12 protein-coding genes, 1 tRNA gene and 1 pseudogene are annotated in these 13,103 nt (G+C 56.2%); 8 read left to right on the plus strand and 6 right to left on the minus strand.

What is annotated here, in order from left to right:
- Positions 1–104: 104 nt before the first annotated feature.
- Positions 105–566, minus strand: a pseudogene (locus tag DDE77_RS20200) (transglycosylase SLT domain-containing protein); the annotation flags it as partial.
- Positions 567–919: 353 nt separating this feature from the next.
- On the opposite strand from DDE77_RS20200, the gene DDE77_RS04595 reads away from it, so the two are divergent.
- The 5 genes from DDE77_RS04595 to DDE77_RS04615 all read left to right on the plus strand — a co-directional run bounded on the left by DDE77_RS04595 (position 920) and on the right by DDE77_RS04615 (position 6,750).
- Positions 920–996 (plus strand) — tRNA-Arg (locus tag DDE77_RS04595).
- An 845-nt stretch (positions 997–1,841) separates the two neighbouring features.
- Positions 1,842–2,498, plus strand: coding sequence for a S8 family serine peptidase (locus DDE77_RS20045; RefSeq protein WP_157959672.1), 657 nt, complete (start codon positions 1,842–1,844; stop codon positions 2,496–2,498).
- On the plus strand, positions 2,417–4,060 hold the full coding sequence (locus DDE77_RS04605) for a S8 family serine peptidase (protein WP_108396242.1): 1,644 nt from the start codon (positions 2,417–2,419) through the stop codon (positions 4,058–4,060). Before DDE77_RS20045 ends, DDE77_RS04605 begins: the two co-directional genes overlap by 82 nt.
- A 307-nt stretch (positions 4,061–4,367) precedes the next feature.
- A complete protein-coding gene (locus tag DDE77_RS04610; protein ID WP_108396243.1) occupies positions 4,368–5,591 on the plus strand; it encodes a hypothetical protein in 1,224 nt (407 codons plus the stop codon).
- Positions 5,566–6,750, plus strand: a complete 1,185-nt coding sequence (locus DDE77_RS04615) for a glycosyltransferase (RefSeq protein WP_157959673.1) — start codon at positions 5,566–5,568, stop codon at positions 6,748–6,750. Before DDE77_RS04610 ends, DDE77_RS04615 begins: the two co-directional genes overlap by 26 nt.
- Here the strand turns inward: DDE77_RS04615 and DDE77_RS04620 are convergent.
- The 5 genes from DDE77_RS04620 to DDE77_RS04640 are packed head-to-tail and all read right to left on the minus strand — an operon-like array spanning position 6,737 to position 9,840.
- Positions 6,737–7,045, minus strand: coding sequence for a hypothetical protein (locus DDE77_RS04620; protein ID WP_245895085.1), 309 nt, complete (start codon positions 7,043–7,045; stop codon positions 6,737–6,739). The genes DDE77_RS04615 and DDE77_RS04620 overlap by 14 nt on opposite strands.
- Before the next feature lie 23 nt (positions 7,046–7,068).
- Positions 7,069–7,776 (minus strand): glycosyltransferase family 2 protein, encoded by a 708-nt coding sequence (locus DDE77_RS04625; RefSeq protein ID WP_245895086.1) that lies wholly within the window; start codon positions 7,774–7,776, stop codon positions 7,069–7,071.
- 14 nt (positions 7,777–7,790) lie between these two features.
- The gene (locus tag DDE77_RS04630) at positions 7,791–8,423 is read right to left on the minus strand and encodes an HAD family hydrolase (protein WP_108396247.1); all 633 of its coding nucleotides are present in this window, start codon (positions 8,421–8,423) and stop codon (positions 7,791–7,793) included.
- Positions 8,420–9,091 (minus strand): PI-PLC domain-containing protein, encoded by a 672-nt coding sequence (locus DDE77_RS04635; protein WP_210204338.1) that lies wholly within the window; start codon positions 9,089–9,091, stop codon positions 8,420–8,422. Before DDE77_RS04635 ends, DDE77_RS04630 begins: the two co-directional genes overlap by 4 nt.
- Positions 9,088–9,840, minus strand: a complete 753-nt coding sequence (locus tag DDE77_RS04640) for a glycosyltransferase family 2 protein (protein WP_108396248.1) — start codon at positions 9,838–9,840, stop codon at positions 9,088–9,090. The genes DDE77_RS04635 and DDE77_RS04640 overlap by 4 nt, the downstream gene beginning before the upstream one ends.
- A 179-nt stretch (positions 9,841–10,019) precedes the next feature.
- Between DDE77_RS04640 and DDE77_RS04645 the strand changes: the two genes are divergently transcribed.
- The 3 genes from DDE77_RS04645 to DDE77_RS20205 all read left to right on the plus strand — a co-directional run bounded on the left by DDE77_RS04645 (position 10,020) and on the right by DDE77_RS20205 (position 12,949).
- Positions 10,020–10,868: an ABC transporter permease gene (locus DDE77_RS04645; protein WP_157959674.1), complete on the plus strand. Its 849-nt coding sequence runs from the start codon at positions 10,020–10,022 to the stop codon at positions 10,866–10,868.
- 3 nt (positions 10,869–10,871) lie between these two features.
- Positions 10,872–11,576, plus strand: coding sequence for an ABC transporter ATP-binding protein (locus tag DDE77_RS04650; RefSeq protein ID WP_108396250.1), 705 nt, complete (start codon positions 10,872–10,874; stop codon positions 11,574–11,576).
- A 335-nt stretch (positions 11,577–11,911) separates the two neighbouring features.
- Entirely contained in the window at positions 11,912–12,949 is a 1,038-nt protein-coding gene (locus tag DDE77_RS20205; protein WP_108396251.1) for an acyltransferase family protein, read from the plus strand.
- Positions 12,950–13,103 lie beyond the last annotated feature (154 nt).

The raw sequence follows: 13,103 nt of genomic DNA on the forward strand, positions 1-13,103 counted from the left end.
TCCAGCCTGAGATCGTGGAACGTGGTGAGAGCCAGCGTTCGGACCACCTTGGCGCGATTTCGGAGAGTGACGTCCAGGAACGACCTGAAGGGTTGCCCCCTGCCCTAGCGCAGCCCCGAAGCTTCCAACAGTCCCGCGCGCTTTGCATCATAATAATAACCACGCGCATAAAACCGCACGGCCTGGTCGGGATTGCCACGGGCCGTCACATAGGCGCCCGCGAGATAGCGCACCGCGTAGCGCAGATTGGTTTCGGGATCCAGCAGGCCCGAGGGGGAGCCGCGATAGCCCATGCCGCTGGCGGTCGCGTGGGAAATCTGCATCAGCCCGTAATAGGGTCCGTTGCGCGCCGCAGGATTGCCCTTGCTTTCGCGCTCGATAACGCGGCGCACCAGGCTTTCGGGTACCTTATAGTGTTGCGCGTAATGGCTGATCAGCGGATCAAGCGAGCTGTTGGCATAGGCCAGGGCAGAAGGGGATGGCGGCACAAGGGCCGCATCGGGGACATGGCCATCTGGCGTCGTCGGGGCAAAGCTTGCCAGAGCGGCCGCAGCCTTTCCCGAAGCAGGCTTGAGCGAGGACATGGAACACCCACCAAGGGCCAGCGCCAGCATCGCTGTCGCGCATAGCAGGAGCGGGGATGTGTTCACACGGGTGGAGCTCGCCATCAAACCATCCTAGCGCATTTATCTCGGCTGCCCCGGTAGGGTGCAATAGCGGCGGCTTGATGGCAAGAGCGTGGCAGCGATCGTGATCGGCTGGTTTAGCAGGGATTGTTGCGTCCTGAGTGCAACACGCTGCTCCCTCCGAATGGCGAATGGCTGGCGCGGAGAAAACTTGCCGAAAGCCGTTGCGCGGATCACGCCGTTTGGCTAGGTTGCGCCTGTTCAGCCGGGGCCAGTTCCCCGCGCATCGGTATGCACCCGTAGCTCAGCTGGATAGAGCGCTGCCCTCCGAAGGCAGAGGCCACACGTTCGAATCGTGTCGGGTGCGCCATAATTTTTAGAAAGACATTTAGAGTTAAGGTGGCCAATTCCTGAGGGTCTGCGGCAGGAACATTCGTTTTCTCTTGATCAAGTTGTGAAGCGAAGTGTGCGTCTGACAGCACAAATGTGCTGACCTGAAGCAGAAACTTGCCAGACGCCAACTTAGTTCGCCAACGCAGAATTACTTGCCGCCCTGAAACTCAGCCGAAAGCGACCATCTTGAGTCATTAGGCTGCTCCGAATTCCGCCACGCGCGGCAATGTTGTCCCAACGCCATTCAAGCGATTGTTAAGTCGCATTATCGGACATTCAGCGCAAATACGCTCGAGCTTTGGTTACTTGGTCGCTCCGCTGCTGCAGGCTACCACAGGGCACAACCTCCTTTCGCATCTGTGTGCCTGCCCCAAAGTTTGCCAGACCTGCCATTAGACCCGCCGCGCGGAACCGCACTTGACGCGCGAAGGTCGGCAAAACACCACCATTGCCTCAGCTCCAGCGGCATGCCTCACCCCCGATCATCTGTCTCCCAAAGCACACAGATAATCAGTAAATCGCCTGCAAAGTCTTTGTGAACTGAACGGGAAGAGTCCTCGTGTTAGCTGGCCATCAAGTGCCTAAACCAGCACGCAAATTGATGATTTCGCCATGCCCGCTCCCCGCCTGCTCCATACTATTCCTTACCTCTTTGCCGTTTTGGTGCTCGCCGGGTGCTCAGGCGGTGGAAGCAACGCAGGTTCTGGCGGAGCGAGCGACAGCGGAACCAGTGCCAGCGCAGTGCCTCCTCCTGCCGTACCGATTGTCGCGCCTGCTCCCGCTCCAGCCCCGCCTCCACAACACAACTGGACAACCAGCGGCGTGACATTTGACTCGACGCGTGCGCAGCAAATCCGCAGTTCGGCTGAGTTTCGGGGGGCGGACGCTAATTGCACCTATGTTGCTTGTGCGTCGTCCGGAGCTCTGGCCGCTAATCAATCTCACGCTTACGAGTTGCATAACCTGCATACCGCCCTGTCCTCGGGCGTCACTGGCGCCAACCAGATCGTAGCGGTGGTGGATGAGGGCTTCCGCACCTCGCATCAGGAATTCGCAGGCAAGACAATCTACCCGTCCGGAAACCTGCCCAGCGCCGATCACGGCGCGCATGTTGCCTCGTTGATCGCAGGCAATTTGGATAGCAAAGGCATGCATGGTGTGGCTCCCGGAGCCGGACTGCACCTCACGGCGCTCAATCCTGCAGGTGGCACCAATCTCGATCTGGCAAATGTCACCACCGGCACCCTGGACGCGGCATCCAAGGGTGCGGTCGCCCAGAACAACTCCTGGGGCTTCCCTGTTTCGGCCACCGACTTTCAAGCACACCTTCAGGCGAACCCCGGGCGGACCGTTGCCCAGGGACTAAATGCGGTCATCGCCAATTACGGTACTGCCAAATGGCAGGGATATCTGGACGCCTCGACAGCTTCCAGGCGGGCGGCGTTGTGGTCTGGGCCTTGTCGAACGATGAGACCGTGACATCAGGAGACCTGATGGCGGCACTGCCGTCCTTTGATCATCGCCTGCAGGGCGCCTGGGTGGCGGCCGCAAACGGTTACTTCGAAGTCGATGGCTCGGGCGACATAACCAAGGCGGTTCGCCTCTCGGCAGCCTGCGGTATGGCCGCAAGCTACTGCCTGGCAGGTGATGGGACGACAACGGCGGCAAATGCAGTCTCTGATACGAGCTACGCTGCAGGCACCGGCACGTCCTATGTCGCCCCACAGATCGCCGGCACTGTGGCCCTGCTCGCTGAAGCCTTCCCGGACCTCACCCCGGAGGAGTGGACCAAACGTCTTCTGGCAAGCGCCGACAACAGCTGGTTCAGGCGGTTGGGTGTTCCTATCAGTGGCAGTATCGACTATGGGAATGGGGTGTCCCATGCCTACTCTTCTGAGTGGGGACATGGGGTGCTCGATATTGCGGCCGCCCTTAGCCTCATCGGCAGCGTCTCTGTGCTCTCGGGCGATAATGTTATCAGCAGTTCCCGCACTGATATTGACGAGAGCGTTGTTGCAACACCCAACAGCTTTGGCGACGGACTGGAGAATGCGCTCGCAGGAGAACAGCTGGCGGTCTTCGATGCGCTAAACCGCTCCTATGCCGTTCAAGGATCCGCATTGGTGACGCCGCAGGTCACGCCGATCTTACCCGGTATGTTGCAGGATGTATCGGACACCAGGTGGGGTGCTCTTCCTTCTCGCCGTGACATCCTGTCTAACTTGCCTGAAGGATCAGCGGAACAGTCCGGCGCCAGCATATCCATGCTCAAGACCCCGACAGGGCTGTTTGAAACAAGCGCAACTGCTGCTCCAAAGGCTGCAGGCTCGGTGTTTTCCTTGGGCGGTGAGAGCCTGGCCCTAACCGCCACTCACCGCAATGGATCAGTGGCCGTAACAGCTGTGGGTTTTGCGGGTGTTGGTCAGGCCGATCCGGCCAATGTTTTGGCGGGAACTGGTGTGAATGTGTCCCTTGGGGACGAGAGCCGAGTCAACCTGGGACTGAGCCTGATGAGCGAGGAGGGAAGCCTTCTTGGGTTGGCTCGAAACGACGCATTCAACTGGGGAGATGGGGCGACGATTGGTACTATCCACCTAAGCGTGGATCATGAGCTTGCATCGGGGCTACAGGTTTTTGGACGTTTGGAGCACGGAATGGCCTCTCGAACTGGCACCGCAAGCGGTCTGGTTTCGTCCCTAAGTGCTGTGCAGTTTTCCAGTTTCGAGTTGGGTGCTCGGATGGAAAGCGTTTTCACCGGAGAGGACGCCCTGCAAGTATCGGTCAATCAGCCCCTGCGCATAGAGAGCGGAACCATGAACATGCAAGTGCCGACTGGAAGAACTGCAGAAGGGCAGATCGAAAACCGTCAGGTCAGTGCGGACCTTGGCCCTTCTGGGCGCGAGCTAGACCTCAGCCTTAATTACGAGATGGCCGTGGGAGAGGGAAAGTTACATCTAGGTGTGCAGTACAGCCTTGACGCTGGTCATGTGCGCGATGCGTCAGCTGCAGGTGTTGCGGTGGGATTTGGTCAACGGTTTTGACCGAACTCAATCGTCTGCATTGTCGAGCTGAAAAGATGCTATCCTAGGAGATAGCATAAGAGTTAGTTCGATTGTGCCGGGGATCCGCTTGCAAAAGTTCTCATGGCGCATCCCGCGCGAAGAAGCGCTTTTAGTATTCTGATGCGGAACAATCAGCGTAACGACCTCGACATCAACTGTCCCCGGTCCATCGCTCCACTACAAAGCATCAGATCATTTCGCTGGCGTGCGCTGTCCTGGCTGATCTATAGCCAAACACTGAGTATGTGTACTGACTTGTCAGCTGCAAGCCCGATTGGAAACCCGTATGGACGAGTACCTGTTATCCCTTATACAGCCAGAGCAGGAGCACATTTGGATTGGGAAAGAGCCGCCCTTTGCTATGCAGGCGCTCAACCTTCTTGAATCTACGAACTGCCGAGTGGCTCCTATTCACCATACGCGCTATCAGGTCGTTTGGTACTATCGCGATCTGCTGAATAGGGCTGGCGAGATGCGGTGGCGCCTTGCGCTGGATGAATGTATCAGAATGCTCGGCGCGCGTGGCATGCTGGTGCTCCGTTTCGAACAGAACCTTTATTTCAGCGTCATAAATCTTAAGCAGTTCCTAGGACGCAGGCGAGGTATCGCCGTCAACATCGAGTATGAAAACATACATGAAGGGGTGTTCACGGTAGTTTTCTCCATCGAGCGGGAAAATGTGGAGCTGTATCGGGACAAAAGCTGGTCCTTCGTTCTTCTCGCCAAAGGAGATCGAACCGATAATGCGGTAGCATTTCTGCAATCGGTTAGAGCGATAGACCCCGACCATAAGCATCAAATCATTGTGGTGGGACCCTTGAGACCGGAATACACTCCTTTTGGCGTGACGTGTCATTCTCGCGAGTACCGCGAGGAACTGGCAGAACTGGGACGCAAGAAAAACGATGCTGTCGCATTGGCCCAACGCGCCAATGTAGCCATCGTTCACGACCGGTACGTGCTGGACCCGCGTTTTCTGATCGGGTTCGACAGCTTTGGGTACGATTTCGACATTGTAGCCGTCAAACAGATCTATGCTAGCGGCGAGGACTTCCCGTTCTATGGCGCCATCGAATCGCGTGATCTGGTCTGGGCGCAACCGGTTCACTGCTCGGACTACGATTCCCTCTTACCGGGGCAATTTGTGAATGGCGGCTTTATGGTCTTCAAGTCGCACATGTCGCGGGCTATCGGCTTCAACAAGCTGATCTTCTGGAACCAGGCCGAGGATCTAGAGCTAACCCAGGAGTTCATGCGCGATAGCTTGCCGCCACGCGTTAACGTGCACAGTCTTGCGGTAACCAGCGCCCCGTCTACCTACACCATAGCGTTTCGCCCTCAGAAGCGCCGGCTCAGAAGGGTTAGTACCAGCCAGCCTATCAAGGGCCTCGTGCTGTCTATGGCTGTTTCGGTGTTCGCCTTGCTTCCGCTGTCCCTGCGCAATCGGGCCGTATCAACCATGCGGAAAAGGGGATGGCTTTATCGTGTCAAACGTCGCCTTCTTGGTTGATCCCGACTTCGCACAGACCCATGTCGGGGTGCGTAATTACATTTTCGCCCTCAAGGCTTTGATCGAGAAGCACGGACACGCCACCCACCTGATCATGATCGATCAGGATCAACAATGGTACAGCATCCATTACGCCAATCATGGCTTTGAAGAGAATAACGGCGGCACTGATATTCGGATTGCCGCCGCGCCGCGTGATATGTTGCGTCAGTTTTACGCCAGAGCTGCGACATCGCGGAGGAGCGACGTGCATAAGGTTGCACTAGGGTCGCGTTTCCCCGCAGGCTTGTTCGATATGTGCATAATCACCGCTCCTTGGGCGGTGCGGTTCGATGAACGCTTGCCGGGCACGCTCCTGCTCGGGCTGGTGCACGATGTCATTCCCAACATCCATGCTCTGGTCAAGCCGACGCACCCGTTTGGCTTTGCCGATGAACATCGCCGGGGCTACGAGTACTATCTGCGCCATTGCGACGCGATCATCACCAATAGTGCGGACACAGCCAAGAGCTTCGAGCAGTTCTTTGGAGGCGGCCGGCGCGTGCAGCCGCTGCCGCCCCTGGTTCCAAAGGCATTTTTGAGCGCACCAGTTCCTCAAGATCAGCGGGGCAATACTGTGCTGCTGGCAGGGCCGCTCGACCCGCGTAAGGGGTTGCAGCAGCTACCGGCGCTACTCAATTCTTTGGATGCGGCATGCGATAGCGTCACGATGTTTGGCGCTATACGGTGCCGCGAGACCGATGCCCACGATTTTTTCCGTGCACTGCGCACCGAGCACCTGATCTGGTATCCGACCATTAGCGCCGCCGAGCTTGTTCGACTGTACGCCCGATCGCGTCTCTTGCTCTTCCCCAGCTTAGAGGAAGGCCTGGGGATCCCAATTATTGAAGCGCAGTGGATGGGAGCGCGCGTCGCCGTGCGGGCAAAAAGCCCCATGCGCGATCTGGCGCTCGAAGGACATGTTCTGCTTGACGAGCGGCCAGATCCAGCCGGCGCGGAGAAAGAGGCGCAACACTACGCCCCCCTCCTGCTGAATGCTTTGCAAGACAAAGCTTTCGATCACGCAAAGCTCGCGGAAACGGCGAGGCGGCGTTTCAATCCAGAAGTTGCTCTTTCGGTGCTAAGCCGCCTGGGTGTCGATCTGCTCAGTCTGGACTAGAGCCCAGATATTTATCTCCCGCCACGCTAGGGAATTTCACAACGGTCAGGACGGCATCAGTCAGGGCGCGAAAGCTCGAAGATGTTCCGGGCAGCAGGTGAATAATACCGCCCTCCTCCCATTCCGAACCGGCCATCTCAATACGCCCGCTCACGACCACGGTTATTTCGGTCGCTATCTTGTGGAAGTGCTCAGCCTCCTGGTCGCCAGCCTTGTAACGCTTCACGCCGACCTCGAAGTCGGGCGTTCGCACCACGCTTGGCTCGAAGTCGCCAATGAACCACCCGTTGATCATTTGGGACAATTGATAGTGATCCATCACCGATCACCCAGATGGCTGGCGTCAAATTGCTGGAGCTGGCGGTCCGACTTTATGGGACGATAGCTCTTGAAGTCGATCTCCGAGACGCCGATGCGACCGTTGTTCAAAATCAGTTCGTTGAACGTTGGGCAAACATAGAACCGGCCGTTCTGCCGCGCATCCTTGCGGATCATGTTCTTGGCCGCCGCAACAAACGCGGCGCCCTTTGCGAAGTAATAGAACCCCGCCGTTGCATGCCTGCTGATCGGGTTCTTTTCAGCCGCCTCAATCACAAGGCCGTCCTCGTTGAGTTTGACAAATGAGTAGCGGGGATGGACCGAGTTGAAGACGATCGTCCCGGCGTCTAGTTGCCGGCTTACGAAATTATCGACAACCGATTTGTAGTCCACCTCGATAAGTTCATCCGCATTCAGGATCAACAAAGGTTGGTCATTGTCGATATGGGCAGAAGCAAGCAGCGCCGTGCACGCAGCGCCTTCCGTCTCACCTTCGACAGATACGATGCTGGACGCAGGCTCAAGCAGTCTGACTACCTGATCCAGATGGTACTCGCGAATGTGGGCTTCCCTTACCGCCACGATCAGTTGGGAGTAGTTTAAGGAGTGGCAGCGCCTCGTGATCAACTCGACGAGCGGCTCACCATCGATTTCGGTTAAGGCAAGCGGATAATTCTCCGCAGGATGAACCCGGTCGCTGCCGGCCATCAGCAATAGTATGTTCAAGCCTGGCTCCCCTGGTTGGCAGCTTCGATGCTGGATTTGATCGCTTGGTAATGAACATCGTCGACGTCGCGCACTACCATGACGTGTGCCCCGGAGGCCCGAGCGGCTTTAACGCCGTTCTCGTTATCCTCGACGATCAGGCAGTCCTGCGGACGGAGCCCGAGGCGAGCAATTGCCGTGTTGTAGATTTCCGGATCGGGCTTGCCGACTTTGACATCTTCATTGCTGAGTTCGAACTCAAGGTACTGACTCAAAGCCGCACGTTTCATCATCGTGCTGATCGTGTCGCGGATCGAATTGGAAGCCACAGCCAGCTTGTAGCCATCACTGCGCAGCAACGAGAGCGCCTGTTCCTGGCGGAACACCGGCTTACACTTAGTATAGACTAGTTCCATGGTGTAGATCTGCTTCATCTCATTAATGAAGCCGTGGAGTTCTCTCGGAAGGGCCTGGGTGGCGCTCAGGATTTCCAGTTTGCGCCGCGTCGGCAATCCATCAAACGTCGTCAGGTGTTCGTGCCGCGGGATATTGAAACCAAACAAGGCCAAGGCGCGGTTTAGCGATTCGTAGTGCCACTCTCGGGCGTCGATAAGAACGCCATCCATGTCAAATATGACGGCTTTGATCATGCCGAGGCTCCAGCAGGTTGCAAGCGTGCAGCAGCAAGTTCCGGCTGGTCAGTGCAGACAATCAGACCCTGCTGCTCCACCAGTTTTGATGTCACAAGCCATTCCAGGAAGGGCTCAAGCTCGTCGTCCCGCTTATGCAGATCGGGACACACGAGGCACACTTGTTTGCCGTCCCCGATGATCCGTTCGATCATAGGGCTTTCGTACCATCGGCCGGGTTGAAACGCGTCGATCCAGACACCGACTACGTTCTGGGCCGTATAGAGCGAGGCGTCTGGTTCGAACTCGCTCAATCGCGTGAAGCACCGAAGGCCGCGCTTCTCGGTCTGAATGAGATCGGGCACGGAATTATCGAACAGAAAGTAGTTTTGGTAAGAAAAGCGGGCCAGCTCGTCCTTGAGGCGGTCCGCCAAACCATCGGCCTTAATGTTCAGCGCCAGGGTCGGGGATCCATTCGCCACTGCCATGCCCAGTACATCCGACAACAGTAACTCGCCGCCGCTGGGCACGTCGTGGCTGATTACCAGTTCGGGACGGCCGTTGCGCAGGCTGTCACGCACATCGGTTTCGGTGCCGTATCCAAGGGAGAACGAGCGCTCAAACGCGATGGCTGCGTTCTTCTCTTCAGCGGTTTTCCAGTAGCCACGATGGCTGATGATCTCGATCATGAAAGATGCCCTGTGACAGTGCGGGAGAGCTCAAGAGCCAGGAACGCGTCAAGATCAGCCGGAATGCCCAGGCCGTGCATGCCTTGGGCGGCAGCCCCGATAGAATAGGTGCCGATCTCCGCCCCAAGTTCGATCAGTTCATTGTAGACGGGGGCCACATAGAACTCGTTGTTGACCCGCAGGTCCTTGGCGATCATCGCGTCAGCGGCGGAAACGAAGTCCCGCCCGCGGGTAAAATTGTAGATGCCGACAGTGGCCTGGTCCGAGATCACCTGCTTTTCGACCACCTGGGAGACGCGCCCGGATTGATCAAACCCTACAAAGCTCCACTTAGGGTCTTTGTCGATCATGGTCATGATCATGCCGTCTGGCGCGGCTGCCGCTTGCAAATACTCATCAATGGCAACGTCGATGTACTGGTCGCAGTTGGCGATCATCAGCGGCTCGTCACTGTCGATCAGATCGCGCGCCAGCAGCACGGTGCAGGCAGCCCCCTCCGTCACGGCTGCAACCGAGCGCACTTCCGCTCCGGGCGCCCAAGCGCAGAGGCGCTTATCGAGAGCGAATTGTTCAATATGCGCCGCCTGGCAGAGAAATATGAACCGGTGATCCATCGAGGGCCGCAGATTGTCGATCACCAACCGAATCATCGGAACGCCATGGATCGGGATCAAAGGCTTTGGGGCTGTGTATCCAGCCTTGGCAAAGCGACTTCCATGCCCCGCCATTGGAACAACGATGTTTAACATCAGAGACAACTTCCTACCCTTAGGGATTTGGCCTTAGATCATTATACTGAGTAATTTGTGCGACGTTTTGAATTGCCAACCGAACTGCTTCGTTTGCTTCACGCACCGAAAGAGGCTAAATGCGCCCCGATGTGCCCGATAGCACGCGGTTCTTTTGTTTTCAAATTGACTGTTTCGCAATGACCAACCAGCATGCCGATGCCCCCTCTCGCGGAGAGGCACTTACGGTGTTTTCCGCTGACTCCATGGGTCGGCTTGCGTACGAAGATCTCGTGGCGGGGCTGCGGCGCCCTGACCTTTGGTGGGGGCTGGCGGTCTTCGACATCCGCCAGCGCTTCAAACGCTCTATGTTGGGTCCGCTTTGGTTGACCCTGAGCATGGGGATCATGGTCCTCTCGCTGGCCCTAGTTTTTGGCACCCTGTTTCAGCAGGACATGACGGAGTTGATGCCCCATATAGCGGTGGGCCTGATTTTCTGGGGGTTGATGACATCCACCATCATCGAGTCTTGCGGCGCCTTCACCGCAGCCGAGGGCTACATCCGCAACGTCCCGATGCCGACGAGCACGCATGTGCTGCGCGTTTTCGCGCGAAACATCATCATCTTTGGCTTCAACCTAGTCATCTATCTTGGTATTTGGCTGCTGTACTTGCGCAGCCTGAACGTGAATTACCTGTTGTTCGTGCCCGGGCTGATCCTGCTGCTGGCTAATGTTGCCTGGTTCTCCACCGCCATGGCCCTCATTTGCACGCGCTACCGCGACATACCCCAGATCATCAGCAGCGCCATCCAGGTCATCTTTTTTCTGACGCCGGTGTTCTGGACCGTTCAAAATCTTCCGGAACGGCCCGCCTTCGTGCATTTCAACCCATTCTTCCACATGCTTGAGGTGGTTCGCTCTCCCTTGCTCGGAGCGGCGCCCCAAGCCGAAAGCTGGCTGGTGTTGATCCTGCTGCTGGTGATCGGCATTCCCTTCACCTTATGGCTGTACCGGCGGGTTTATGCGCGCTTGGCCTACTGGATTTAACCCATGCCCAGCATCACGATCGAAAACCTTGGAGTCGAGTTTCCCATCTATGGGAGCAATTCGCGTTCGCTCAAAAAATTGTTGGTTTCCCAAGCTACCGGCGGCCGCGTCATGGGAGGCGAAAACAAGCCCGTCATCGTCCGCGCGCTCGATGAGGTCAATTTGACCATTACTCATGGTGACCGTGTTGCCCTGACCGGCCACAATGGTTCGGGAAAATCCACCTTGCTGCGCGTACTGGCCGGCATTTACAAGCCTACCAGGGGCTCGGTCACTCTCCGCGGCCGAGTTAGTGCCATTTTGGACCCCCATGCCGGCATCGATCCGGATGCCACTGGTCTTGAGAACATCTTTCTACGTGGACGTATATTGGGATTGAACGATCGGGAAATCAGGGCCAAGCTTGATGAAATTGTTGAGTTCACGGAGCTAGCAAATTTCATAGCCCTACCTATGCGAACCTATTCTGCCGGTATGTTCGCTCGTTTGGCCTTTGCTGTCTCAACAGCAGTTGAGCCAGACATCCTTTTGATCGATGAAGGCATTGGAGCAGGTGATGCCCACTTCATGGATAAAATCAAAGCCCGGCTGCAATCCATAGTAGAACGGAGCCCCATCTTGGTTTTGGCTAGCCACGACCAAAAACTCATCAGTCAGCTTTGCAACCGCGTAGTTACCTTTGAGCATGGACGCATGGTGGCGTCCTAACTCCAAGAACGCTGGATCAAATCTGACTCGAACAGAGGCAGAGAAGGCTCTGAGGAGTTGTGAGGGGCGCGCTAATACGACTTAGGATTGCTTTGTCCTTACGTTTGGACTCATGAGCTAACCCTAGATCTGCTCAATCCGTTCTCCCTTAGGGCACCTGAAGGCAGTTGGGCAGCAGCTATTGATCCGGCACGTGCGTTTAGGCTCTACATCTGGGAGAAGGACGCAAGATAGACGGTTGCCCATTTGCACAAACGAAGGCGCCATCAAACTTATAGAAAGCTAAGCATGCAACGACGTTCTTCCTCGTCTGAACTGAAGAGAGGCAATGTGCCATGCCAGGAATAGCTGGCGGTAGTGGTACAAGGGAGCGATGGCATGCTGTTGAACCAGTGAGGGTGGTGCTCGCCCTTTGCATTGTCACACTTCACTTAAAATGGGAGTTTTTGCCCCACGCCTACCTAGCGGTCGAGTTTTTCTTTGTCCTTTCAGGGTTTCTCTTGGCATCCACACCGCCTGCGACCAATCAAGACTTGTTGCGGGCTAGAATAGCGAGAACATTTTGGAGCGTTTTCCCGCTCTATCTTGTATCGGTAGCGCTCAGCGTCGCCTTTAAGGCTCCAGCTTTCCCTCCGTTAGCCGACCAACTATTTGCATATGCTATGCTGCAGTCGCTTGGGCTCAACGACGCGGTCATCAATTCACCAAGTTGGTTCCTGGTTTGCTGGTTTTGGGCATCAATCACCATTCAAGCGACACGCACCTTTGCTTCAACAGTCACATTCATATTGATCGCGGCCACAGTCACTATCGTCGGTTATGCCAGTCTGCACGGAGGTACCGAGAGTACTGGCCTAAACTACTCTTTTGAGGCTCGAATCGGGCCCCTTACAGTTGGCATTATCAGGGCGTTTGCTGGACTTTGCGCCGGCGTATGCACACACGCTCTGCTAAATTGGATAAGGAGATTAGAACTCAACAGGGCAATGGCTACGATCATTGAGGTTATGGTTCTGGCGCTTGTTGTCTACCTGTTTAGCGTAAGGCTACCGACACCAAGAAATGATTTCGCATTTGTCTTGCTGGCATGCGGAGCACTTACACTACTGATTATTCAAAGGGGGTGGCTCAGCCACGCTCTTTATCTCGCAGGGAAGAGCGGCGGCTTGGCTTGGGCAGAAACTTCTGTGTTCCTATTTCTTTTTCATTATCCAGTACTTACGGTTTTTGAAAGGCTACTAGGTGAACGCGCTGAGTGGGAGGGTATCAACCTAGCGTTTATTTGGTGTTCAGTGGTAGTAACAGCCTACCTTGTTGGATTTCTTAGTAGTCAGATCATACGCTACTTGCAAACACGCTCTGAATGGCCTTAACTTACGACACGGCAAGCTCGCAAGACTGTGGAGCGCACCCTATTTTGACCGGACATGTGGCATAGCTGATAAGGCATAGGCATACGCCTATGAGTACGACTATGTCCAAGAGTGCCGATGAGCCGTTTCGACGGGTCGAAGTGATTACTTCCGT

The organism is Devosia submarina, assembly GCF_003056345.1.
GTDB lineage: Bacteria > Pseudomonadota > Alphaproteobacteria > Rhizobiales > Devosiaceae > Devosia > Devosia submarina.

Bases quoted from the DNA above. Each gene is read 5' to 3' on its own strand.
- DDE77_RS04605 (WP_108396242.1), top strand. From the start codon at position 2,417: ATGGCAGGGATATCTGGACGCCTCGACAGCTTCCAGGCGGGCGGCGTT.
- DDE77_RS04610 (WP_108396243.1), top strand. From the start codon at position 4,368: ATGGACGAGTACCTGTTATCCCTTATACAGCCAGAGCAGGAGCACATT.
- DDE77_RS04620 (WP_245895085.1), bottom strand. From the start codon at position 7,045: ATGATCAACGGGTGGTTCATTGGCGACTTCGAGCCAAGCGTGGTGCGA.
- DDE77_RS04625 (WP_245895086.1), bottom strand. From the start codon at position 7,776: ATGGCCGGCAGCGACCGGGTTCATCCTGCGGAGAATTATCCGCTTGCC.
- DDE77_RS04630 (WP_108396247.1), bottom strand. From the start codon at position 8,423: ATGATCAAAGCCGTCATATTTGACATGGATGGCGTTCTTATCGACGCC.
- DDE77_RS04635 (WP_210204338.1), bottom strand. From the start codon at position 9,091: ATGATCGAGATCATCAGCCATCGTGGCTACTGGAAAACCGCTGAAGAG.
- DDE77_RS04640 (WP_108396248.1), bottom strand. From the start codon at position 9,840: ATGTTAAACATCGTTGTTCCAATGGCGGGGCATGGAAGTCGCTTTGCC.
- DDE77_RS04645 (WP_157959674.1), top strand. From the start codon at position 10,020: ATGACCAACCAGCATGCCGATGCCCCCTCTCGCGGAGAGGCACTTACG.
- DDE77_RS04650 (WP_108396250.1), top strand. From the start codon at position 10,872: ATGCCCAGCATCACGATCGAAAACCTTGGAGTCGAGTTTCCCATCTAT.
- DDE77_RS20205 (WP_108396251.1), top strand. From the start codon at position 11,912: ATGCCAGGAATAGCTGGCGGTAGTGGTACAAGGGAGCGATGGCATGCT.